Annotated in this window: 21 protein-coding genes; 12 read left to right on the top strand and 9 right to left on the bottom strand. The window is 74.2% G+C overall.

Translation table 11 applies throughout. The features are described from left to right. Positions 1 to 189 precede the first annotated feature (189 nt). The 3 genes from FSY66_RS03985 to FSY66_RS03995 form a co-directional block, all read right to left on the bottom strand. Positions 190 to 1,089, bottom strand: coding sequence for an SAF domain-containing protein (locus FSY66_RS03985; RefSeq protein WP_144791476.1), 900 nt, complete (start codon positions 1,087 to 1,089; stop codon positions 190 to 192). Positions 1,090 to 1,340: 251 nt separating this feature from the next. After that, entirely contained in the window at positions 1,341 to 1,667 is a 327-nt protein-coding gene (locus FSY66_RS03990; RefSeq protein WP_144791478.1) for an FmdB family zinc ribbon protein, read from the bottom strand. A gap of 173 nt (positions 1,668 to 1,840) precedes the next feature. Beyond that, positions 1,841 to 2,470: a 5-formyltetrahydrofolate cyclo-ligase gene (locus FSY66_RS03995; protein ID WP_144791480.1), complete on the bottom strand. Its 630-nt coding sequence runs from the start codon at positions 2,468 to 2,470 to the stop codon at positions 1,841 to 1,843. A 135-nt stretch (positions 2,471 to 2,605) separates the two neighbouring features. Here FSY66_RS03995 and galU point away from each other — a divergent pair, with 135 nt between their 5' ends. The 5 genes from galU (at position 2,606) to FSY66_RS04020 (ending at position 8,143) form a co-directional block, all read left to right on the top strand. Beyond that, positions 2,606 to 3,535: a UTP--glucose-1-phosphate uridylyltransferase GalU gene (gene galU, locus FSY66_RS04000; RefSeq protein ID WP_144791483.1), complete on the top strand. Its 930-nt coding sequence runs from the start codon at positions 2,606 to 2,608 to the stop codon at positions 3,533 to 3,535. Continuing rightward, complete coding sequence (locus FSY66_RS04005; protein ID WP_144791485.1) at positions 3,532 to 4,167, top strand: GNAT family N-acetyltransferase; 636 nt, start codon at positions 3,532 to 3,534, stop codon at positions 4,165 to 4,167. Before galU ends, FSY66_RS04005 begins: the two co-directional genes overlap by 4 nt. Before the next feature lie 162 nt (positions 4,168 to 4,329). After that, on the top strand, positions 4,330 to 5,148 hold the full coding sequence (locus FSY66_RS04010; RefSeq protein WP_144791487.1) for a hypothetical protein: 819 nt from the start codon (positions 4,330 to 4,332) through the stop codon (positions 5,146 to 5,148). A gap of 161 nt (positions 5,149 to 5,309) precedes the next feature. Then, positions 5,310 to 7,115, top strand: a complete 1,806-nt coding sequence (locus FSY66_RS04015) for a CYTH and CHAD domain-containing protein (protein WP_144791489.1) — start codon at positions 5,310 to 5,312, stop codon at positions 7,113 to 7,115. A 191-nt stretch (positions 7,116 to 7,306) separates the two neighbouring features. Beyond that, positions 7,307 to 8,143 (top strand): Bax inhibitor-1/YccA family protein, encoded by an 837-nt coding sequence (locus FSY66_RS04020; RefSeq protein WP_144791491.1) that lies wholly within the window; start codon positions 7,307 to 7,309, stop codon positions 8,141 to 8,143. A gap of 122 nt (positions 8,144 to 8,265) precedes the next feature. Here the strand turns inward: FSY66_RS04020 and FSY66_RS04025 are convergent, their stop codons facing one another. Then, positions 8,266 to 8,874, bottom strand: a complete 609-nt coding sequence (locus FSY66_RS04025; protein ID WP_144791493.1) for a nitroreductase family protein — start codon at positions 8,872 to 8,874, stop codon at positions 8,266 to 8,268. 132 nt (positions 8,875 to 9,006) lie between these two features. Between FSY66_RS04025 and FSY66_RS04030 the strand changes: the two genes are divergently transcribed. Both FSY66_RS04030 and ilvA read left to right on the top strand, forming a co-directional pair. After that, the gene (locus tag FSY66_RS04030) at positions 9,007 to 10,683 is read left to right on the top strand and encodes an AI-2E family transporter (RefSeq protein WP_260853430.1); all 1,677 of its coding nucleotides are present in this window, start codon (positions 9,007 to 9,009) and stop codon (positions 10,681 to 10,683) included. Positions 10,684 to 10,853: 170 nt separating this feature from the next. Then, positions 10,854 to 12,101, top strand: coding sequence for a threonine ammonia-lyase (ilvA, locus tag FSY66_RS04035; RefSeq protein WP_144791495.1), 1,248 nt, complete (start codon positions 10,854 to 10,856; stop codon positions 12,099 to 12,101). 108 nt (positions 12,102 to 12,209) lie between these two features. Here ilvA and greA read toward each other — a convergent pair whose 3' ends face one another. Together greA and FSY66_RS04045 are read right to left on the bottom strand one after the other, a co-directional pair. Next, a complete protein-coding gene (gene greA / locus FSY66_RS04040; RefSeq protein WP_144791497.1) occupies positions 12,210 to 12,716 on the bottom strand; it encodes a transcription elongation factor GreA in 507 nt (168 codons plus the stop codon). 216 nt (positions 12,717 to 12,932) lie between these two features. Next, a complete protein-coding gene (locus FSY66_RS04045; RefSeq protein ID WP_186304388.1) occupies positions 12,933 to 13,364 on the bottom strand; it encodes a DUF4307 domain-containing protein in 432 nt (143 codons plus the stop codon). A 225-nt stretch (positions 13,365 to 13,589) separates the two neighbouring features. Here FSY66_RS04045 and mca point away from each other — a divergent pair, with 225 nt between their 5' ends. Further along, positions 13,590 to 14,513 carry a mycothiol conjugate amidase Mca gene (gene mca / locus FSY66_RS04050; protein WP_144791599.1) on the top strand — a complete coding sequence of 308 codons (924 nt, stop codon included), beginning with the start codon at positions 13,590 to 13,592 and terminating at the stop codon, positions 14,511 to 14,513. A gap of 73 nt (positions 14,514 to 14,586) precedes the next feature. Beyond that, positions 14,587 to 15,012 (top strand): hypothetical protein, encoded by a 426-nt coding sequence (locus tag FSY66_RS12520; protein WP_186304389.1) that lies wholly within the window; start codon positions 14,587 to 14,589, stop codon positions 15,010 to 15,012. 29 nt (positions 15,013 to 15,041) lie between these two features. Here FSY66_RS12520 and trhA read toward each other — a convergent pair whose 3' ends face one another. Further along, positions 15,042 to 15,818, bottom strand: coding sequence for a PAQR family membrane homeostasis protein TrhA (gene trhA / locus FSY66_RS04060; protein WP_144791501.1), 777 nt, complete (start codon positions 15,816 to 15,818; stop codon positions 15,042 to 15,044). A gap of 327 nt (positions 15,819 to 16,145) precedes the next feature. Between trhA and FSY66_RS04065 the strand changes: the two genes are divergently transcribed. Continuing rightward, positions 16,146 to 16,907, top strand: coding sequence for an isoprenyl transferase (locus tag FSY66_RS04065; protein WP_144791601.1), 762 nt, complete (start codon positions 16,146 to 16,148; stop codon positions 16,905 to 16,907). A 164-nt stretch (positions 16,908 to 17,071) separates the two neighbouring features. Then, on the top strand, positions 17,072 to 18,526 hold the full coding sequence (locus FSY66_RS04070) for a PhoH family protein (protein ID WP_144791503.1): 1,455 nt from the start codon (positions 17,072 to 17,074) through the stop codon (positions 18,524 to 18,526). A gap of 9 nt (positions 18,527 to 18,535) precedes the next feature. On the opposite strand, the gene FSY66_RS04075 is transcribed toward FSY66_RS04070, so the two are convergent. Then, the gene (locus tag FSY66_RS04075) at positions 18,536 to 19,975 is read right to left on the bottom strand and encodes a glycosyltransferase 87 family protein (RefSeq protein ID WP_144791505.1); all 1,440 of its coding nucleotides are present in this window, start codon (positions 19,973 to 19,975) and stop codon (positions 18,536 to 18,538) included. Positions 19,976 to 20,046: 71 nt separating this feature from the next. Further along, on the bottom strand, positions 20,047 to 20,808 hold the full coding sequence (locus FSY66_RS04080; protein ID WP_144791507.1) for a hypothetical protein: 762 nt from the start codon (positions 20,806 to 20,808) through the stop codon (positions 20,047 to 20,049). 90 nt (positions 20,809 to 20,898) lie between these two features. Here FSY66_RS04080 and FSY66_RS04085 point away from each other — a divergent pair, with 90 nt between their 5' ends. Further along, complete coding sequence (locus tag FSY66_RS04085; RefSeq protein ID WP_144791509.1) at positions 20,899 to 21,408, top strand: A24 family peptidase; 510 nt, start codon at positions 20,899 to 20,901, stop codon at positions 21,406 to 21,408. The last annotated feature ends 78 nt before the right edge of the window (positions 21,409 to 21,486 follow it).

The following is a 21,486-nucleotide window of genomic DNA, read 5'->3' on the forward strand; positions in this document are numbered from 1 at the left end:
CCGGGCGGCCCGCGCCGGAGACCCTCGACGAGGTCGCCGACGATGCGGAGCGCGACCGCTGGCTCGCCTCCCAGCGCCCGCCCCACTGGGGCTGAGCCGGCGGCCGGGCTCCGTGCCCCGCCGCGTCGCGGCGGGGGATGGGCCGGGGCCGGCTGCTCCCGTCGAGCGGCTGCGGGCGGGGCGGGGCGCTCAGGGAGGGCCGGGCCGTCCCGACTCCGCCGGGGCCGCGACGAGCACGGGGACGAGCTCGCCCTCGGGCGTCGAGGCGATGCGCTCGGCGGTGGCCGCATCGGCGCCGACCACGAGCAGATCGTCCTGGACCTCCTGAGAGGACTCGAGCAGGCCGTCCGACGGGGCGGCGGGGTCGGCGACCCACAGGACGGGAAGCCCCGCCGCCACCCGCGCAGCGCCGGGGTCGGCGGCATCCCCCGTGCCGCCGTCCTCCGGATCCGCGGGAGGATCGGAGGCGTCCGCGTCGTGCCCGGCCCCGTCCGAGGCCCGTCCGTCGGCGCGGATGAGATCCACGTGCTGTCCCGGGCGGACGTGGGCCAGCGTCCCGGGATCGGCCACGCGCAGGGTCACCGCCGTCGATCCCGGCGGCTGCCCGGAGAGCAGGTCGGGGCCCAGGACCGAGGGCCCCGTCAGCGGCTGCCCCTCGACCACGGCGGCGGCCAGCGTGCGCCCGACCCATGCCGCAGCGGGATCATCGCTCGGCCGCCTCTGCGCGACGGGGCTGTCCGCGGCCGCCCCGGCGGCGCTCGACGGGCGGGCTGCGGGCGCGGCCTCCGGGACCGCAGAGCCGGCCTCGGCGGCCGCCCCGCCGCTCGGAGGGGCGGCCCCGGCGGGGGCCAGCGCGAGGGGGTAGTCCACGACCCGCAGATCGTCGGCCGAGAGCACGGCGCCGGCCCCGAGGGAGCGGGCTGCCACCACGGTCGGGACGGTCTCCTGGGGCCCCGGGCTGACCTGCAGGACGGCGATCGCGGCCGCCGCGCTGAGCAGCACCGCGGCGATCAGACGACGGCGCCGGGACAGAGCCGTGCGCAGCGCGATGCCCAGGGGGTAGCGCGCTCGCCGGGGCGTGCGCGGCATGCGGCGCGTGCGGGACGCGGGGGAGCGGCCGAGGCGCTCTGACGGCGCGCGCCCGGCTCGGCCGGTGCGGCGGCTGTCGGAGGGGCGGACGGGCCGTCGGTGCATCATGCCGGCACGCTAGGGGAGGCGGTGCGTCCTCATGCGCGGCCGTTCTGCGCCGCGGGCGGGGTCCCCGGGACCGGGGCGGCATCGCCGCTGCTGTGGAGCCGCGGCGGCCCGGGCTCGCCCCTCGGGAGTGGGGCGGGCGGGAATCAGTCGGCGGAGCCGCCCGAGGTCCCCGAGGAGCTCGCGGAGCCGGCAGAGCCCGTGGCGCCGGACGAGCTCGAGGCACTGGACGTGCTCGAGGCCGCGCCCGAGTCGGAGCCCGGGCCGGAGGACCCCGACCCGGATCCGGACGCGCCGGAGCGGGAATCGGTCCGGTAGAAGCCCGAGCCCTTGAACACGACGCCCACGGAGTTGAACTGCTTGCGCAGATCGCCGCCGCACTCGGGGCACTCGGTCAGCGGGTCGTCGGAGAACGACTGGCGGACCTCGAGCTGGTGGCCGCAGCTCTTGCACTTGTACGCGTAGACGGGCACGGAAGACCTCCGAAGGCGGGTGCGGCACCTGTCGTGCCGACGGGGCGGTCGGTGCCGGCCGGGGCGCAGCGGCGCAGCCGGTCCGGCATCGGGGGAGCGGCCATGATTCTATGCCGCCCGGGCGGGCGCTCCCGCCGATGCGCAGCCGGCCCCGTTCGACGGCGCGAGCGTCCTCAGCCGCGCAGCTCGACGGTCCCGCGCTCCGTCAGCGCGATCGGGAGCCTGGCATCCCACGGCTCCCCGGGAACCGCGCCGGCCGGCAGCACCTCCCGGGCGAAGACGCACGCCGCAGCGGGGGTCCCCGGTCTCAGCCCCTCCAGGAACGTGTCGTAGAAGCCGCCGCCCATCCCCAGCCGCAGCCCCGAGCGATCGACAGCCAGTGCGGGCACGAGCACGAGCCCGATCTCCTCCGGCGCGGGCTCGCGGGGGCCGACGGGCTCGTGCAGCCCGCCGGGACCGGACGGGGCGAACCCGGTCGAGGGCAGCCAGCGGGTCCACAGCATGGCGCGCCGCGGCTGCGTCACCGGCAGCAGGACGGGTCGGTGCGACAGCTGCCGGCGCAGCGCGCTCGTGAGCGGGGGCTCGTCGGGCAGCGGCAGGAACGCGAGCAGGGCGCCGTCGGGGTGCCGGGCGAGCAGCTGCTCGAGCGCCTCGGCGAAGCCCGCGGCCGCCGCCGCGCGGGCGCGCGCGTCGGCCCGGGCCCGCCGGTCCCGCAGGCTCCGGCGGAGGTCGCGCTTGGCCTCGCGGGCCCCATCGGGCCGCGGTGGGCAGGACGGGCGGACGTCGTCGTCGGGGCGGGACATGCCGCCATCATGGCAGGCCCGCGCGGCCCCGGGAGGCCCCTTGCGGGCTGCCGGCTCCCGCCGCCCCACAAATGCGGGCGCAGCGGCTCGGGCGGCACGCGCCGCGACCGGCGGCCGGTCGGCTAGCCTTTCGGCATGAGCACTGAGAACCCGACGCGCACCGTCCGCAAGGCCGTCCTGCCCGCAGCCGGGCTGGGCACCCGTTTCCTCCCCGCGACCAAGGCGACTCCCAAGGAGATGCTCCCGGTCGTGGACCGCCCGGCGATCCAGTACGTCGTGCAGGAGGCCGTCGACGCCGGCCTGAGCGATCTGCTCGTGATCACGGGCCGCTCCAAGCGCGCGCTCGAGGACCACTTCGACCGGATCCCCGCGCTGGAGGCCCAGCTCAAGGAGTCCGGCAAGGACGAGCTGCTCGAGGCCGTCGAGCACGCCTCCGAGCTGGGCGACCTGCACTACCTCCGCCAGGGCGACCCCAAGGGCCTCGGCCACGCCGTCCTGCGGGCCAGGACGCACGTGGGCGACGAGCCCTTCGCCGTGCTGCTGGGCGACGACCTGATCGACGAGAAGGAGGATCTGCTCGTCGAGATGATCCGGGTCCAGGAGCGCACCGGCGGCTCCGTGGTCGCTCTGCTCGAGGTCCCGCAGGACAAGATCGGCTCCTACGGCTGCGCCGACGTCACCCCCGTCGAGGGCGAGGACTACGTGCGGATCAACGGCCTGGTCGAGAAGCCCGAGCCGGCGGAGGCCCCCTCCAACCTGGCCATCATCGGCCGCTACGTCCTGCACCAGGGGGTGTTCGATGTCCTCGAGCACACCGAGCCCGGCCGCGGCGGGGAGATCCAGCTGACTGACGCGCTCGCCGAGATGGCGGGCCAGGAGGGCGAGGGGGGCGGCGTCTACGGCGTCGTCTTCCGCGGCCGTCGCTACGACACCGGCGACAAGCTGTCCTACCTCAAGGCCAACGTCACCATCGCCTCGGAGCGCGAGGACCTCGGCCCCGAGCTGCGCGAGTGGCTGATCGAGTTCGCCGAGGGGCTCCAGGGCCGGGGGACCGGCCAGGCGTGATCCCGCGGGCTGAATGGCCCGTCACCCTGTCCTGGGGAGCCCTCGCCCTGCGTCCCCTCTCCGCGCGCGATCGCGGGGAGTGGGACGCCGTGCGGTGGGAGAACAGGGACTGGCTCGGGCCCTGGGAGGCGACGAATCCCGAGCCCTCGGAGGAGCTGCCCTCGTTCGGGAGCTTCGTGCGGCGGCAGAACCGGGAGGCCCGCGCCGGGCGCAGCCTGCCGTGGATCATCACCGAGCGCCGGCCCGACGGCCGCCGCGCCCTCGTGGGCCAGCTGAGCGTCTCGAACATCGTGGCCGGCGCATCGCGCAGCGCCTCGATCGGGTACTGGGTGGACGGCGGCAGCGCCGGGCGGGGCATCGCGCCGATGGCCGTGGCCATGGCATGCGACTACTGCTTCCAGCACCGCCGCCTCCACCGGATCGAGATCAACATCCGGCCCGAGAACGCGGCCTCCCTGCGCATCGTCGAGAAGCTCGGCTTCCGCGACGAGGGGCTGCGGCGGGACCTCCTGCACATCGCCGGCAAGTGGGCGGATCATCGCAGCTTCGCGCTCACAGCGCCGGAAGCCGGACCGGAGGGGCTCGTCCGGCGCTTCACGGGCACGTCGCAGCCGCTGGTCGTCGGCCGCTGACGGCCGCTGCCGCGGTCGAGCACGGCGCTTCCCTGCGGCCCATTCCGGGCGAAGTATGGGATCATGTCGTGCAGATCAGCCCCGCAGGAGCGCGCCGTCGGCCGGACGCGCCCGAACCTGACGCTCACCACGCACCCACGAGACCACCGAGGAGCCCGGACGATGCCGAGCAGCCGCACTCAGCCTTCAGCCGGTGCCTTCGACGGCCTGGTGATCAGGCGGGATCGCGTGGCCGTGGCCCTGCTGGGGGCGGCGTGCCTGGCGCTGGCCGTGATCACCGGCCTGCTGGCGCCCTTCACGGCCGTGAGCTGGCCCTGGCCCGTGTTCCTGCTCCTGCTCAGCGCGGGGAGCCTGGCGGCGCTCGTCTACCTGGCGGATCAGGAGCGGGCCGCCGGCGCGCTGCCCGCGGCGGAACCCGCCGAGGGCCGGGGCCGGGCCGTGATCGAGACCTCCGTGAGCGAGCAGGAGACGATCGAGGACCAGCTCTTCGACCACGAGGAGCACGTCGCGCGCGACACCGGGCTGCGGGAGCAGCGCGATCGCCGGGATCTCGACCTGCCGGACGACCGGCAGTTCATGGACGATCTGCGGTTCGAGGACGAGCAGGAGCCGGCGATCCGCCGCGCGCCGGCGGCGCAGTACATCCCGCCGCGCACCGGCGCCCACCCCGCGGACTCCCGGCGGGCCGTGGCCGCGCAGTCGGCGCCCACCCACGAGGAGCTGCGCGCGGTCGCCCGCCGTGTGGCGCAGCAGTCCTCGCAGGGCCGGGGCGAGTCCTGGGAGCCGATCACGGTGCCCAAGCCCACCTACACCCGCGCCGCCGTCGCCCCCCGGCGCGCGCCCGAGCCCCTGCAGTCCCCGTCCGCGCCCAAGTCCTCCGGCCGTCCGCTGCAGGAGGCCGCGCAGGCTCCGCAGCCCGAGCCGCGGACGGGATCCGCGTCGCTCGACCTCGACGACGTCCTGTCCCGCCGTCGGGCCTGAGCGGCTCGCCGCGGCACCGCGCCCCGGCATCACCAGCGGCCGCGTCGCCCCACGGCGATGCGGCCGTCGACCTTCCGCGCCGCCTCCTCCGGCTGACCGAGGAGCCGCGCCCACCGGCACCTGCACCGCCAGGACCCCCCCCAGAGAGGACGGATCAGGCCATGACCGCCAGCACGCAGCCCGAGATCGAGCGCAAGTACGAGGTGCCCGCGGGCGCGCAGCCCGACTGGGGCGAGCTCCCGCGGCTGCGCGTCGAGCCCGAGTCCGCGATCCGGTCCCTCGAGTCGACCTACTTCGACACGGCGGACGGCCGTCTGGCCGGTTTCGGCGTCGCCCTGCGCCGCCGCCGCGGCGGCCCCGACGAGGGCTGGCACCTGAAGTTCCGGGCGGACGGGACCAAGCACGAGGCGCACGTCCCGCTGCTCCGCACGGCCGATCGCCTGCCCGCGCAGATGCGGCAGCTCGTCACCGGCCTGATCGGCGACGCTCGGCTCGAGCAGCTGGCCGTGCTGCGCAATGAGCGCCAGGTGCTCGACGTCGTGGATCCCGAGCACGGCCGCGTGGCGGAGATCTGCCTGGACGACGTCCGGGGGACCGCCGGCGCGACCGGCATCACCCGCGTCTGGAAGGAGTACGAGGTCGAGCTCGTCAACGGCTCCGGAGCCGACGGGCGCGCGGTCTTCGACGAGATCGAGGCCGTCCTGCTCTCGGCCGGACTGACCCCCTCGACCTCGAGCGCCAAGATCGCCCGCGCCCTGGGCGCCGAGGACGGGGCCGAGGCGGTGTCGGTGATCGGCCCGGACGGGCAGGAGGTCGTCCCCGAGACCGAGACAGCCGGCCGCGACACGGCGGAGGACGCCGACGACCGCGGCGGCGATGGCAAGAGCAAGACCAAGAGCAAGGGCAAGGACAAGGGCAAGGGCAAGGACAAGGGCAAGGGGAAGAAGGCCGAGGATCGGAAGGGCTCCGGCAAGGGCGGCAAGAAGGGCAAGGACGGGAAGGGCGAGGACCGGAAGGATCGGGCCGGCGAGAACGGGGGGAAGGCCGCCGGGAGCGCGTCGCCGGAGCAGGGGGCCGACGAGGATCTGCGGCGCACGGTCGCCTCGGCAGTGCGCTCGTGCCTCGAGCAGGTGCTGTGGACGGACTTCCTCGTGCGGATCGGCGCCGAGGACTCCGTGCACGGGCTGCGCCGCGCCGCGCGCCGCTGCGAGGCGGTGCTGATCGGGCTGGGGCCGGATCTGCGGGATCCGGCGGCCGCCGAACGGGCCGTCGAGCTGCTGCGGGGGCTGAGCCAGGAGCTCTCGGCCGTGCGCGATGCCGAGGTCGTCGAGCAGCTGCTCCCCGTGCGCGCCCAGGAGGCCGGCTCCGCGGTGAGCCGCTCGGCGCTGGCCCACCTGGACTCCATGGCCCGCGAGCACCGCGAGGCGCAGGCCGCGGCCGCCGGGCGCCGCCTGGCCTCGGCGCGGCATCAGCAGAGCCTCCGCGAGATCAGCGACCTGCTGGGCGACGTCCGGCTCGGCGACGAGGCGGCGCAGCTGAGCCCCAAGAAGCTGGGCTCCCGCATGACCGAGCGGTGGCTCGGCGCCGTGCTCGAGCTCGGTCCCGTCCCGGTCGAGCTCGTCGAGCTGGAGCCCGTCCTGGAGCACGTGCACGTCGTCCGCCGCGCGCTGCGCCTGCTCGGCTTCGGCGCGGAGCTGTTCGAGCACACGCCCCTGCGCGCCAAGAAGTCCCAGCAGCCGCTCTTCCAGGGGATCGAGGGCTGCCTCGACGTCTGCGGGGAGCTGATGGACAGCCGCGTCATGGACCTCTGGTACGCCTCGGCGGCGCGCTCCCTCGTGCGCACGGGCGGCGACCGCTACGGCGTGGGCATCCTGCACGGCCGCGAGCGCGCAGTGCTCGAGGCCTCGTGCGAGGACAGCGTCCTGATCCTCGAGGAGCTCTTCGACCGGCTCGAGAGCCGGGACTGAGGCTCACTTCCGGCTCCGGCCGGGCCGGGCAGATGCGCTCGGCGGCAACACGGGACATGTCCCGCTGTTTCGCTCTCGGGGGACGGACCCGGCACCGCGCCGGTCCGGGCTGTTAGCGTAGGGCCAGACCCTCACCACCACGCCCTCGACTGCCCCATGGGACATATGCGGGCACAGGAAAGGACGATTGCATGAGCAATCCCATGCTCCGCGACTTCGGCGCCACGAGCGACGGGCGCCCCCAGCAGGGCCAGTACGCGCAGAACGGCAGGATCCAGGAGTACGGCCAGAGCGCGGGCCAGGTCGCCACGGCCGACAAGCTCCAGGGCATGTACGACCGCCCCGCGGCCGGCCCGGCCCAGACCGGCCGGATGACCATGACCGACGTCGTCATGCGCACCGCCATGACGCTCGGCACGGTCGTCGTCTTCGCCGTCATCGGGTGGTTCGTGCCCGCCCTGATGCTGCCGGGCCTGGTCGTCGGCTTCGTGCTCGGCCTGGTCAACGCGTTCAAGCGCGAGCCCTCGCCCGTCCTGATCATGACCTACGCGGCGGCCGAGGGCCTGTTCCTGGGCGGGCTGTCCATGGCCATGGAGTACTCCGCCTACCCGGGCATCGTGATGCAGGCCGTGATCGGCACGTTCGGCGTGGCCGCGGTGGTGCTGGTGCTCAACCAGATCGGCATCCTGCGCAGCAGTCCGGTGCTGACCAAGATCGTGCTGGTGGCCATGCTCGGCTACCTCGTGTTCGGCCTGGTCAACCTCGGTCTGTCGCTGTTCGCCGGCTTCAACATGCGCTACGACGTGACCATCCCGGGCACCGACCTGCCCATGGGCCTGCTCATCGGCGGCATCGCGATCCTGCTGGCCTCGTACTCGCTCGTGCTGGACTACGAGAACATCCGCAACGGGGTGGGCCGCGTGGCCTCGAAGTACGCCTGGTCGGCGGCCTTCGGCCTCACCGTCACGCTGATCTGGCTCTACGTCGAGATCCTGCGCATCCTCGCGATCTTCAGCAACAACGACTGACGCGTGACAGCGGGGGCGACCCGCACCCCACGAGGCCCGGCGCAGCGGCTGCTCCGCCGGGCCTCGTCGCGCGTCCGGGCTCATCGGCCGCGCCTCGAGCGCTGCGCGGTCGAGGCGCGGGGTCAGTCCCGGAACTCGAGCACCGACGGCCCCGGCCGTGCGGAGGAGCCGGAGACCGCCCGCGCCTCCTCGAGCGGGACGCGGCCGACGAAGAGCCAGCCGAGCACCTCCTCCTTCTCGTCCAGGCCGTAGAAGTCGTTGAGGACCTCGGCGTCGGGGGACTCCCTGGGGGACCACTGCACGCCCCATCCGGCACCGCACAGAGCGGCCTCGAGCACGGTGTGCATGGCGTGGGCCTCCATGCGCTGCCGCTTCCTGGACAGCTCCGAGCCGCGCACGGGCTCGAACACCAGGGCCAGGGCCAGGCCGCCGCGCATGGCGAAGGCCAGCGAGCCCCGGAACGCCGCGAGCCGACGCAGCTGCTTGCCCTTGAGGGGCGCGCTGCCGTCGCCGATCTCCGGCAGGGAGCGCAGCCCGGACAGGGCCGCGGCCAGCTGGGGGGCCTGCTCGCGGGTCGTGGCGATGACCCGCCACGGCGCGGGCTCGTCCTCCGAGGGCCGCCCGGCGGCGGCGCGGACGATCTGCTCGATCTCGGCACGAGTGGGGGCCTCCGGCACCAGGGACTGGGCGCGGCGGCGCTGCGACAGGATTCTCAGGAACGGGGCGGCCATGACGCCATCATCACATCTCTGCCATGCCCTGCGCGGACCTGCCGTGGATCGGGGCGACGCGGGGACGAGGAATCGCTCACAATGGGCCTGCGATCGCCCGTCAGGGCTCGGATCAGTGCCAGAATGCCCTTCATGACTTCCTCCCCAGCCTCTTCCGGCTCTGCTGCCGATGAGCAGCCCGGCAGCAGAACGCGGATGCCGACCGGCTCCATGAACGACGGTGCGAGCGTGCCCGCCGGAGTGCGGATGGCCGCCGCGTGGTCGTGGCGCCTCGTCGCGATCGTCGTCGGGCTCTACGTGGCGGGCCGGCTGCTCGGCGCCGTGACCGCCGTGCTGATCCCGGTGCTGCTGGCCGCCCTCGTGGCCAGCCTCATCTCGCCGGTCTCCCACGCCCTGCGCCGGCTGCACTTCCCGCCCATCCTCGCGTCGCTGACCTCGATCGTCGGCCTGATCGTGGTCGTCCTCGGTCTGCTCGGCCTGGCCGGGCAGCAGATGGTGACCGGTTTCAGCCAGCTGCGGGATTCCGCGGTGGCCGGCGTCAACGCCCTGATCGGGCTGATCGAGGACCTCCCGTTCGACATCTCGACCGATCGGCTCAACGAGCTCGCCGGGCAGGGCATGACATGGCTGCAGGACAACTCCGGTCAGATCGTCTCGGGCGCGGTGTCGTTCGGGGCCACGGCCGGCAGCTTCTTCACAGGCCTGTTCATCCTGATCTTCACGCTGATCTTCTTCCTGGCCGACGGGGAGCGGATCTGGCTGTTCGTCGTCCGCCTCTTCCCCCGGCCGGCCCAGGCCGCCGTGAACGGCTCCGGGCGCAAGGCCTGGGTCTCCCTCGGGCAGTACATGCGCGTGCAGGGCTTCGTGGCCTTCATCGACGCGGTCGGCATCGGCCTGGGCGCCTTCATCCTGGGCGTCCCGCTGGCGGTCCCGCTGGCGATCCTGGTGTTCATCGGCGCGTGGATCCCGCTGGTGGGCGCCGTGGTGACCGGTGCGATCGGCGTCCTCGTGGCGCTGGTCGCCAACGGGCCGGTGGCCGCGCTGGCCATGCTGGCCGTCGTGGTCATCGTCCAGCAGCTCGAGGGCAACATCCTCCAGCCGCTCATCATGGGCCAGGCCGTGTCCCTGCATCCCCTGGCCGTGTTCCTGGCCGTGGCCGCCGGCTCGGTCGTGGCCGGCATCCTGGGCGCGCTGTTCGCCGTGCCCCTGCTGGCGATGATCAACTCCGTGGTCCGGTACCTGGCCAGCCGGGGCTGGGAGCACGATCCGGACATCGCGTGGCAGCCGTACTACTTCCCCTGGGAGATCCGCCGCAAGGCGAAGTCCAAGGAGCTCACCCGCGAGGAGGTGCTCCAGCAGTTCCGCCGCTTCAGCCGCACGCGCCGCAACGAGGAGGCCAAGTCCCGCAACCGCGAGGTCGAGAAGGACGTCACCGAGCGCGAGCGCGACCGCGCCCTCGACGCCGCCGATCGCGTCCAGGAGGCCGAGCGCCGGCGCAGCGCCCGGCAGCGGGCGCATCACGTGGTGGCCAAGGACGCCGACGTGAACGAGCCGCGGCCCACGCAGGAGGCGGGCGAGCTGGAGGAGTCCTCCATGGCCCGCATGCCCTCCGGTCTGGGGGAGGACGTCGGGCTGCCGACTCCGGGCGACCGCGTCCTGGCCGGACGCGACGAGGGCGAGGACCCGCAGCCTCCCGAGCACTCTGGCCCCTCGGACGTCCTCGGCAGGCCCCTCGAGTCCGAGGACCGGCAGCGCGGCGGCTCCGAGGACGGGCAGCGCAGCGGCCCGTGGGGCTCGCACCGCGCCTGAGCGCGTCCGAAGCCCCCGGGCGGGGGCGGGGGCGGCGGCACCGGAGGAAGGGCCGGCCCGGCACCGAGCGGTGTCGGACCGGCCCTTCGCCGCGTCCTAGGATGGATCGCGGCCCGTTCGGGGCCGAACACCGTGCACCGGGCGCCGTCGCGCCACGACAGGAGGACCACATGCCGCTGTCCGAGCTCCCCGTCCGGCTCGCCGACATCGAACGCGCCGCGCAGCTGCTCGACGGCGTCATCGAGCGCACTCTTGTGTCCCATTCCCGGGCCCTGTCGCGGAAGATCGGCTCCGAGGTGTGGCTCAAGGCCGAGAACCTGCAGCGGGCGGGATCGTTCAAGGCCCGCGGCGCGTACGTGCGCATGGCCTCCCTGACGGACGAGGAGAAGGCCCGCGGGGTCATCGCCGCCTCAGCCGGCAACCACGCCCAGGGCGTGGCGCTGGCGGCCGCGAAGCTCGGCATCCGGGCGCGGATCTACATGCCCACGGTCGCGGCGCTGCCGAAGATCGCCGCGACCCAGGACCACGGCGCGGAGGTGATCCTGCACGGGGCGAACGTGGACGACTCCCTGGCGGAGGCCAAGCGCGTGGCCCAGGAGACCGGCATGGTCTTCATCCACCCGTTCGACAACGCGGAGATCGTCGCGGGCCAGGGCTCGCTGGGCCTGGAGCTGCTGGAGCAGCTCCCGGAGACGGACACCGTCATCGCGGGCGTCGGCGGCGGCGGCCTGCTGGCGGGCCTGGCCGTGGCGCTCAAGTCGCGGGAGGCGCAGGGCGGCCGGCCCGTGCGCCTGATCGGGGTGCAGGCGGAGAACGCGGCGGCCTACCCGCCGTCGCTGGCCGGCGATGCCATCGTCTCGCTGGACGGCGTCTCGACCATCGCCGACGGCATCGCCGTGGGCAAGCCGGGGGAGCTCCCGTTCGAGATCATCCGCGAGCTGGTCGATGACGTCGTGACCGTGTCCGAGGACCGGCTGGCCGAGGCGCTGATCTTCCTCCTCGAGCGCAACAAGCTCGTGGTCGAGCCGGCCGGCGCGGTCGGGGTGGCCGCGCTGCTCGACGGCAGCCTCCAGGAGGTCCACGGCGACCTGGGCACGACGGCGGTGGTGCTCTCGGGCGGCAACATCGATCCCATGCTCATGCTCAAGGTGATCCAGCGGGGTCTGGCCGCCGCGGGCCGCTACATGACCGTCAAGATGATGCTCCTGGACCGCCCCGGCGAGCTGACGCGCATCTCCAGCATCATCTCCGGCCTGGACGCCAACGTGACCGGCGTGGACCACACCCGGGTCGGCGGCTCGCTGTCCATGGGCGATGTCTCCATCACGATCGACATGGAGACCAAGGGCCACGAGCACTCCCGCGAGGTCATCGGGGCCCTGCAGGCCGCCGGCTACGAGCCGGTCGTCGTCCACTGAACCCTGCGGACGGCGCAGGCAGGACGGGCGCGGCCGCCGGAACGGACGAGGGCGCCGATGCCCCGCGGCATCGGCGCCCTCGCATGCCTGCACGGGACGGCGGCGGACTCAGCCGCGGAACGGCTTGGCCTCGAGGATCTCGACCTCGATCGACTTGCCGTTGGGGGCCTCGTAGGAGACCTTGTCGCCGGCCTTGTGGCCGCTGATCGCCGCGCCCATGGGGGAGCGCTCGGAGTAGACCTCGAGATCGGCATCGCCCACGAGGTCCTCGGCGACCTCGCGGGAGCCGAGCAGGAAGGTCATCTCGTTGCCGGCGACCTCGGCCTTGACGACCATGCCGGGCTCGACCACGCCGTTGTCCTCCGCGAACTCGCCGACCTTGGCGTTCTCCAGGAGGTTGGTCAGCTGCTGGATGCGGCCCTCGTTCTTGGACTGCTCCTCGCGCGCGGCGTGGTAGCCGCCGTTCTCCTTGAGGTCGCCCTCATCGCGCGCCGCCTCGATGCGGTCGACGATCTCCTGGCGGTACGGCCCGGAGATGTGATCGAGCTCCTTCTTGAGTCGGTCGTAGGCCTCCTGGGTGAGCCAGGCGCCCTCGGTCTCGGGGGTCTCGGACACGATGATCTTCTCTCTGTCTGCAGTGATGGTGCGTGCTCCGCGCGGCCCGGGCGGTGTCTGCCGCGGGCCGCCTCGGCGGGTCTCGCTCGTTCCGGGCGGCGGCGTCGCCGGAATGCCGGTGGAGGCATGCGGGGCCGCGATCGTCGGAGAGGACATTCTATCGGACCGGTGCGATCTTCAGCACACTCGACCGCGGCAGCCCCTGTCCGGCGCCGCTCAGCCGACGTTCCAGCACTCGGCCACCTGCGCGGTGTTCGCCTGATTGGTGGTGCGCAGGGGGAGGCGGTGGGCGGTCGTGCGCTGCCCGCCCTCCTCGGCCGACAGCGTGATCTCCCGGTAGCCGACGACGGCCCAGTCGTCGTTCAGGGCCTCGACGCCGCAGCGCACGGTCCGCCCCGGATCCCGGGTCACCTCGAAGTCCGCGGTGACCTGGGACGACGACACGAGGTCGAAGCCGACGTCCTTGTACGTCGGCGCATCGGAGCGGTCCGCCACCACCCAGATCACGAACAGCGTCGCGAGCAGCAGGGCCGCGCCGCCGAGCAGCCACCGCGTCCGGGAGCCGAGCCGGCGCCGGGACCGGAGGTCGTAGCGCTCCCGCAGCACCGAGGAGTCGCTCGCGGCGGCGGGCTGAGTGGTCTGCGGCATGCGGACCAGTCTAGTGCCGGCGAGGCCCGCATGCCCGGCCCGGGGCGCGGGCTCCGGGAGGCGCGGGCTGCAGAGGAGAGCCCCGGCCGGGACGCGTAGGATCGACGGCGGCGCAGCGCTCGGGCCGCAGGCCCGCGGGCCCGCCGCCGCGCGTCGGGAACCGCCGACGCCGCCGCACAGCATCCCTACCGGAAGGATCCTGAGCTCGTGCCCTCGTACTCCGACATGCGCCTGCTGGCCGTCCACGCCCACCCCGACGACGAGTCCTCGAAGGGCGCGGCCACCATGGCCCACTACCGCCGCCTCGGCGTCGATGTCATGGTCGTCACCTGCACGGGCGGCGAGAGCGGCTCGATCCTGAACTCGGCCATGGAGTCCGTGCCCCACGCCCGCCGGGATCTGGCGGGCTACCGCCGCCAGGAGATGGCGCGGGCGGCCGAGGCGCTCGACGTCCGCCACCGCTGGCTCGGCTTCGCGGACTCCGGCCTGCCCGAGGGCGATCCGCTGCCGCCGCTTCCGGAGGCCTGCTTCGCGCTCCAGCCGATCGACCGCGCCGCCGCCCCGCTCGTGCGGCTCGTGCGAGAGTTCCGCCCGCACGTGATCCTCACCTACGACGAGAACGGCGGCTATCCCCACCCGGACCACATCCAGGCCCACAACGTGGCCATGCGCGCATGGCAGAAGGCCGGGGACCCCGAGCACATGCCGGAGCTCGGGGAGCCGTGGGAGCCGCTCAAGCTCTACTACGACCGCGCCTTCGACCTGGCCCGACTCGAGGCGCTGCATCACGCGCTCGAGGAGAAGGGGCTGGAGTCGCCGTTCGCGGAGCGGATCGCCCGCCGGCTCGAGGCCCGCGACACCGAGGGCAACGACTCGGCACCGAACGAGCACGTGACGACCACCAAGGTCCACTGCGCCGAGTGCTTCGGCGTGCGCGACGACGCCCTGCGCGCCCATGCCACCCAGGTCTCCCCGGAGTCCTGGTTCTTCGCGATGTCCGCCGAGGACCAGGCCGCCGCGTGGCCGTGGGAGGACTACGTCCGCGCCGAGACGCGGGTCGAGGCCGAGCTGCCGGAGACCTGCGTCTTCGCCGGCATCGTCGACGAGGTCCACCCGGACCCCGAGGACGCCCCGACCTGGCAGATCTGAGCCGGCCCGCACCGGGCCGGACCGACGCCGCAGACGCCCCGCACAGCCTCCGAGAGACGAGATCGCCGCCGCCATGATCAGCCTGCCGCTGCAGAACTACTCCGATGCCACCGACCCGAACCAGCTGCGCCCCGGCCTGGAGGCGGAGCAGGTCAGCCCCGGGCTGATCGGGTTCCTCATCACCTTCGTCATGGTCGCGGTCGTCGTGGCCCTGATCGTCGACATGGTGCGGCGACAGCGCCGGCTGCGCTATCGGGCCGACTACGCCCGTCGCCGCGAGCAGGAGCAGGCCGCAGAGCCGTCCGAGGAGCAGGCGGCGGGCCGCGGCGGCTCGGACGGCGGCTCGAGGACGACCGGCTCGACGGCTGCCGGCGCACCCGGCGGCGCGGTCGACGAGACGACCGTCCGAGCCGAGGACCGCGCGCCGACCGGCCGCCGGACGCGGCGCACCGGGCGGGAGGAAGGCCCGGAGCACGAGGCGCCCGGGCCGCGGGGCTGACGGCTCGCCGACCGTCGGGGCAGCGGTGCTCAGGCCCCGGCGGGCATCGCGAGCATGATCGCGATGTAGTGGCACACGAAGCCGATCACGGTGCAGCTGTGGAAGACCTCGTGGAAGCCGAAGTGCAGCGGCGCGAGGGCGGGGCGCCGGAGCGCATAGACCACGGCCCCTCCGATGTAGGCGGCGCCGCCGACGGCCAGCATGACGGTGGCCCCCGGGCTCACGGGCCAGAAGACCGGGAGGTAGGCCACCGCGATGCAGCCCATGACGATGTACAGGGGCGTGTAGAGCCAGCGGGGTGCGCCCATCCAGATCAGGCGGAACGCGATCAGCCCGGCGGCGCAGCCCCAGATGATGATCAGCAGGGCCGTCGGCTCCTCGAGCAGGGCCAGGGCCAGGGGCGTGTACGTCCCGGCGATCAGCAGGGCGATGTTGCAGTGGTCGAAGCGGCGCAGGAAGCTCGTGAACCGCGGCGACCAGTAGCTGCGGTGGTAGATCCCGGAGACGCCGAACAGCAGCAGGCCGGTTGCCCCGTAGACCGCGCAGGCGATGCGCAGCTCCGGGCTCGGGGCGGCCAGCATCGCGATCAGCCCCAGGACGAACACGACCGGCGTGAAGGCGGCGTGGATCCAGCCGCGCAGCAGCGGCTTGCGCGGCACCGGGGGATGCTTCTCGGTGGCGCCGAAGCGGGCGAGCAGCCGCGAGCGCGCCACGGCGCCGCCGACGGTCGGATGCTGCTCGAGCGCCCTCCTGCTCCGAGCGGGGTCGCGCCGCTGCTGCCGTGCATCCGCCGTGTGAGGTGACATGGTGCCTCTCGAGAGGGGTCCGGGGCCCGGATGGCCGCTGCCGCGGGCCGCGGCGGGCACGGCTGCGGCCCGCGGCGAGCGCACCGGCCGGACGACGGCCTCGGCCCCTTCGATCGTAGCCGAGGACCTCGGGGCGCTGCCCCGGCCGGCCGCCCACCGCGGCGCAGCGCGCCCGGCACGTCGCCGACGTCGCGGCGCCGCCCGAGCACCAGGGCGGGGGACCCGCGATACATTTGCCGGAAGCCGTCCTGCGCCGCCTGCGCGCCCGCAGGACCGTCGGGACCGGGACCCCGGCCCGGACAGGACCGCGAGATGGAGGGGGACCGCGTGCCCAGGACCCGCCCGCTGTACCGCCTCTACGAGCAGCGGCTCGCGGCGGAGCTGCCGCCCGAGCGGCTCCCGGGCCATGTGGGGGTCCTCGTCGACGGCAACCGCCGCTGGGCCGTCCAGTCCGGCGGCTCGACGGCCGACGGCCACCGGGCGGGGGCCGAGAAGATCATCGAGTTCCTCGGCTGGTGCCGCGACCTGCGGATCCCCCACGTCACGCTCTACGTGCTGTCCACCGAGAACCTCAAGCGCCCGGCCGAGGAGCTGGGCCCCCTGCTGGAGATCATCGCGGAGCTGATGCGCTCGCTGAGCGTGCAGAGCCCGGGGCAGGTCCAGGCGGTCGGCGCGCTCGAGATGCTGCCCCCCGAGCTGCGCGAGTCGATCCGCGAGCTCGAGCAGGCCACGTCCGGCAACGACGGCCCCCACCTGAACATCGCGGTCGGCTACGGAGGCCGTCAGGAGATCGTGGACGCCGTCCGGGAGATCTTCACCGGGGCCCTCGAACGGGGAGAGGACATCCCCCGGCTCGTGCGGGAGCTGAGCGTCGAGGACATCTCGCAGCATCTCTACACGCGGGGCCAGCCCGATCCCGACCTCCTGATCCGGACCTCGGGGGAGCAGCGGCTCTCGGGATTCCTCATGTGGCAGTCGGCGTACTCGGAGTACCACTTCTGCGAGGCCCTGTGGCCGGACTTCCGCTACGTGGACTTCCTGCGGGCGCTGCGGGACTACGCGAACCGCAAGCGCCGCTTCGGCGGCTGAGCCGCCCGCCCCCTGACGGGGATCGGGCGGAGCGGGAATGACACCACTGCAATTCAGTTCGTGTTCATGTCCGCGGGGCTCGGGGGAGCCTCTCCTGTGCCAGGTTGGGGACAGGCGGCCCGCGGCACCCGCCGGGCCGCTGCCGAGCCAGGAGGATGAGCGCGATGACGACGACCACCACCCCGCAGACCGGTGTCGCGGACCGGGGGAGCTCAGCGAGCGGACCGGAGCGGGGCGGCGGCTCCGGGCCGGTCGCCTCCCGCGGCGTCCCGGCCGCGCAGCCGGGCGCGCAGCCGGGCGCGGCGCTGACCCCGCCGCGGGCCGGCGTGCGCTGCTATGTCGTGGACACCTCGGTCCTGCTCTCGGACCCCCGGGCCCTGCTGCGCTTCGCGGAGCACGACGTGGTCCTTCCGGTCATCGTGGTCACCGAGCTCGAGGCCAAGCGCCACGACCCGGAGCTGGGCTACTTCGCCCGCAAGTCCCTGCGGCTGCTGGACCAGCTGCGCGTGGAGCACGGCGGCCTGGACCGCCCCCTCCCGCTGGGCGAGGACGGCGGGCGGCTGATGATCGAGCTGAACCACGTCAGCGACACGGTCCTGCCGCTGAGCTTCCGGCTCAAGGACAACGACTCCCGCATCCTCGCGGTCGCCAAGAACCTGGCCGACGAGGGGCACGACGCCTGCGTGGTCTCCAAGGACCTGCCCATGCGCGTCAAGGCCTCGGCGCTGGGCCTGGCCGCCGACGAGTACCGGGGCGAGTGGATCGGCGGCGCCGAGGGCGAGTGGTCGGGCGTCGTCGAGCTCGACGTCGACGACGCCCTCGTGGGGCGCCTCTACGCCGATGAGGCCGTGCGGATCCCGGAGGCGCAGTCCCTGCCGGCCGGGACCGGGCTCGTCCTGCACTCCCACCGCGGCAGCGCCCTGGCCCGGGTCCGCGCGGACGGGACCTCCCGGGTCATCCGCGGGGACCGGGAGGTCTTCGGGCTCACGGGCCGCTCCGCCGAGCAGCGGATGGCCATCGACCTGCTGCTGGATCCGGAGGTCGGCATCGTCTCGCTCGGCGGGCGCGCCGGGACCGGCAAGTCGGCGCTGGCGCTGTGCGCCGGCCTGGAGGCGGTGCTCGAGCGCCAGGAGCATCGCCGGATCATCGTGTTCCGGCCGCTGCATGCGGTCGGCGGCCAGGAGCTGGGCTACCTCCCCGGCACCGAGGACGAGAAGATGAGCCCGTGGGGCCAGGCGGTCTACGACACGCTGGGCGCCGTGGTCTCGGACAACGCCATGGCCGAGATCGCGTCGCGGGGGCTCATCGAGGTCCTTCCGCTGACGCACATCCGCGGCCGGTCCCTGCACGACTGCTGGGTCGTGGTCGACGAGGCGCAGTCGCTCGAGAAGAACGTGCTGCTCACGGTGCTCTCCCGCATCGGGCAGAACTCGAAGGTTGTGCTCACCCACGACGTCGCCCAGCGGGACAACCTGCGGGTCGGGCGCCACGACGGCATCGCCGCCGTCGTCGAGGCGCTCAAGGGCCACGAGCTGTTCGGCCACGTCACGCTCACCCGCTCGGAGCGCTCGCCGATCGCGGCGCTGGTGACCGAGGTGCTCGAGCGCGCCGAGGTCTGAGCGCGGGGCTCAGCTCCGGGCGCCGTCCTGCACCGCGTCCCGCTCGGCGCAGCGCGCCGCGCGGGGGCGCAGGGCGAGCCAGGCCCCGGCCAGGATCGAGGCGAGGATCGGGACGGTGCCCAGGCGCTCGAGAGCCGGCGGGCCGTTGAAGACGACTCCGGCACCGTGATCGCCCAGGTACTCCGCGGCCATGACCGAGGGGTTGTCGCCGAAGGCCACGACGAGCACGAGCCCCAGCAGCGCCGAGACCGCCCACTCCCATCCCGGCGCCTCCCGGGGCCGCTCGGGCACCAGGGCCAGCAGGAGGGGCAGGACCCAGACCCAGTGGTGCTCCCAGGAGATCGGGGAGATCAGCAGCATCACGAGCGCGCCCAGGACCGTCGCCGAGAACCGGTCGCCGGCCCGCGCGGTGCGCCGGATGCCCAGTCCGCCGAGCACGATGATCGCGACGACCAGCACGAGCCACAGCGGCGAGGCGAGGGACTCGGGCACGCCCCACATCTGCACGAGCCCGTTGAGCGACTGGTTGCCGATGCGGCCGTCGTCGCCCACGCGGCCCGTGGACCACAGCTGGACGGTGAAGTAGTCGAGCACCTCGCGGGGCAGGACCAGCGCGGCGCCCAGGATCGACACGGCCACGCCGACGAGCATGCCCAGGATCGTGCGCCACTGTCCCTGCACGAGGGGGACCAGCCCCATGGCCGCGGGAGTCACCTTGATCCCGGAGGCCAGGCCCGTGAGGAAGCCCGTTCCGGTGCCGCCGGCCCGCCGCCGGCCGAGATCGGCCAGGATCAGCACTGCCAGCAGGAGGTTGATCTGCCCGAAGACGTAGGTGAACCACACCGGATACAGCTCCCACGCCAGCCCGAGCACGGCCGCGTAGCCCAGCAGGGTGGGGACGGGACGGATGAGGAACCAGCGGCGGGAGAACGGGGCCAGGCGCAGGGCGACGCCGGCGAAGGCCAGCAGCAGCACGCCGTTGGCGATCCGCATGGCGGACCAGGCCTGCTCGAGCCCCATCCCGCCCAGGGGGTAGAACAGCAGGGCCGCGGCCGGCGGGTAGGTGAAGGGCAGCTCCAGCGCTCCGGCCTCGACGAGGCTCGGGGCGTAGAGGTCGTCCGCCTCCGGGTTCAGGCCGTGCAGCACCTGGGCCGCGCGCCAGTAGACCTTCATGTCCAGGCCGGCGCTGTCCTGCTGGCCGTAGGCGAAGACCAGGAACAGAGCGCCGAGCACGACGAGGCCGCCCCACATGAGCAGGCGGGTGCTCGTGGGCACGGCCCGCCGGGCCGCCTCCTCGCGCTCGGCCTCCCGGGCCAGGCCGTCGCGCAGCTCGGGGCGCAGCCAGCGCTGCCCGGGCCGCGGGGCGGTGCCCGTCGCGCCCGCCGCCGGGGACGCTCCGGGGGTCTCGTCGGGAAGGGCGGAGGCGGCGGAGGATCCGGCAGGGGGCATGGGCGGCGGCTTTCGACGGGAGCTCCGGCGCGGGGCCGAGGACTGGGAGGCGGGCGGGGCGGACTGGGGGCTCAGCCCCCGACCGTCCACGGTAGGTGCTCGGAGACGTCCGTCAGCCGGAAGGACACGGGGGTGAACAGGTCGTCGTTGAGGTAGTCGTCGACCGCCTCGATGCGCAGCCGATGGCCGGTCCCGCGCTGCGGGCCCTCGAGGACCTCCGAGCGGGTGCAGATGCCGGTGCGCTCGTCGATGCGCACCCTCGTCGCGGCCGGTGCGAGCGGGTGCCCGGGCTCCACCGGGCGGTAGCCCACGAGCGGGCGGGCGACGGCCTCGCGCACGGCCCGGCCGTCCTCGTCGACCGAGGAGGTGATCCCGCTGAGCGCGGCCGGAGCGCGCTCGGCGAGGTAGAGCGGCTGCGGGGCGTCGCCGGCGAGCTCTACGGGGTCCAGGACGGCCTGCCAGCGGCCGCCGCCGAAGACGGGGTCCCCGTAGGCCGCCTCGGGGCGGCGCTCCACGAGCCCGAAGCGGGTGTAGACGGGGCTGACCAGGCGCGGGGGCACGAGCCAGGAGACGGGCCGGGAGGAGACGTAGAAGTCGTCGCGGGAGCGGGTGAGATCCGTGGCGGTGTACAGCGCCGAGCCGTCGAGGGACTCCACGCGCAGGTCCTCCGGCCTGCGGATCCAGCAGCGCACGGGGGCGGTCTCCGGGCCGATCCACTGCAGCGTGAAGCGCACCGTCTCCCACCGCCATGGAGAGGACCGGCACAGCGCGGCGAACTCCGCGGGGTCGGTGGCCGGGGCCTGGCGGGGCCGGCCGTGCGATGACGCGCTCATGCCGCCATGGTAGGGGGACGCGACGTCGCCGCTGTCCACACAGGCGCGGTCGTCGTCCCGCCGGGGCCGGTCCTGGGCTAGCTTCCCCTCATGGGGGAGATCCTGGGACGGGGACTCGAGGCGGGGACGGCGGGGTGGGCCGCGGCCATGCTCGTGCTGCTCACCCTCGGGACGCTGGCGGTCATCGGCGCCTGGCTCGTCGTCGTGGACCTGCGGGACCACCGGCTGCCCGGCGACGTCGTGCGCACGGTGTGGGCCGCCAGCGCGCTCGCCCTGTCGGGGGCGGCCCTGCTGGCGGATCAGCCGCAGCGCATCCCGGGCATGGTCCTGGGCTCGATCGCCCTGTGGGCGCTGTACTGGCTGCTGCGCCGCGGCTCCGGAGGAGCCCTCGGGCGCGGCGACGTCCGGCTGGCCGGGCTCGTGGGCACCGTCCTGGGCTTCGACTCCGCGTGGCACGTCCTGTGGGGCACCGCGCTGGCCTTCGCCCTCGGCGGCGCGGCCGCGATCGTCGTGCTGATCCGCGGCGGCGAGCTGCAGACGCGGATCCCCTTCGGCCCGCCCATGATCGGGGGAGCGGCCGCGGCGCTGGCTCTGCTCTGATGCGCCGCCGGCCGCACGCCGACGGCGTCGGTGCCGCCCCAGCCGCCCCCGGTCGCCCGGGGCGCGGCCACGCGGGAC

This window comes from Kocuria palustris (assembly GCF_007666205.1).
Classification (GTDB): domain Bacteria; phylum Actinomycetota; class Actinomycetes; order Actinomycetales; family Micrococcaceae; genus Kocuria; species Kocuria palustris_A.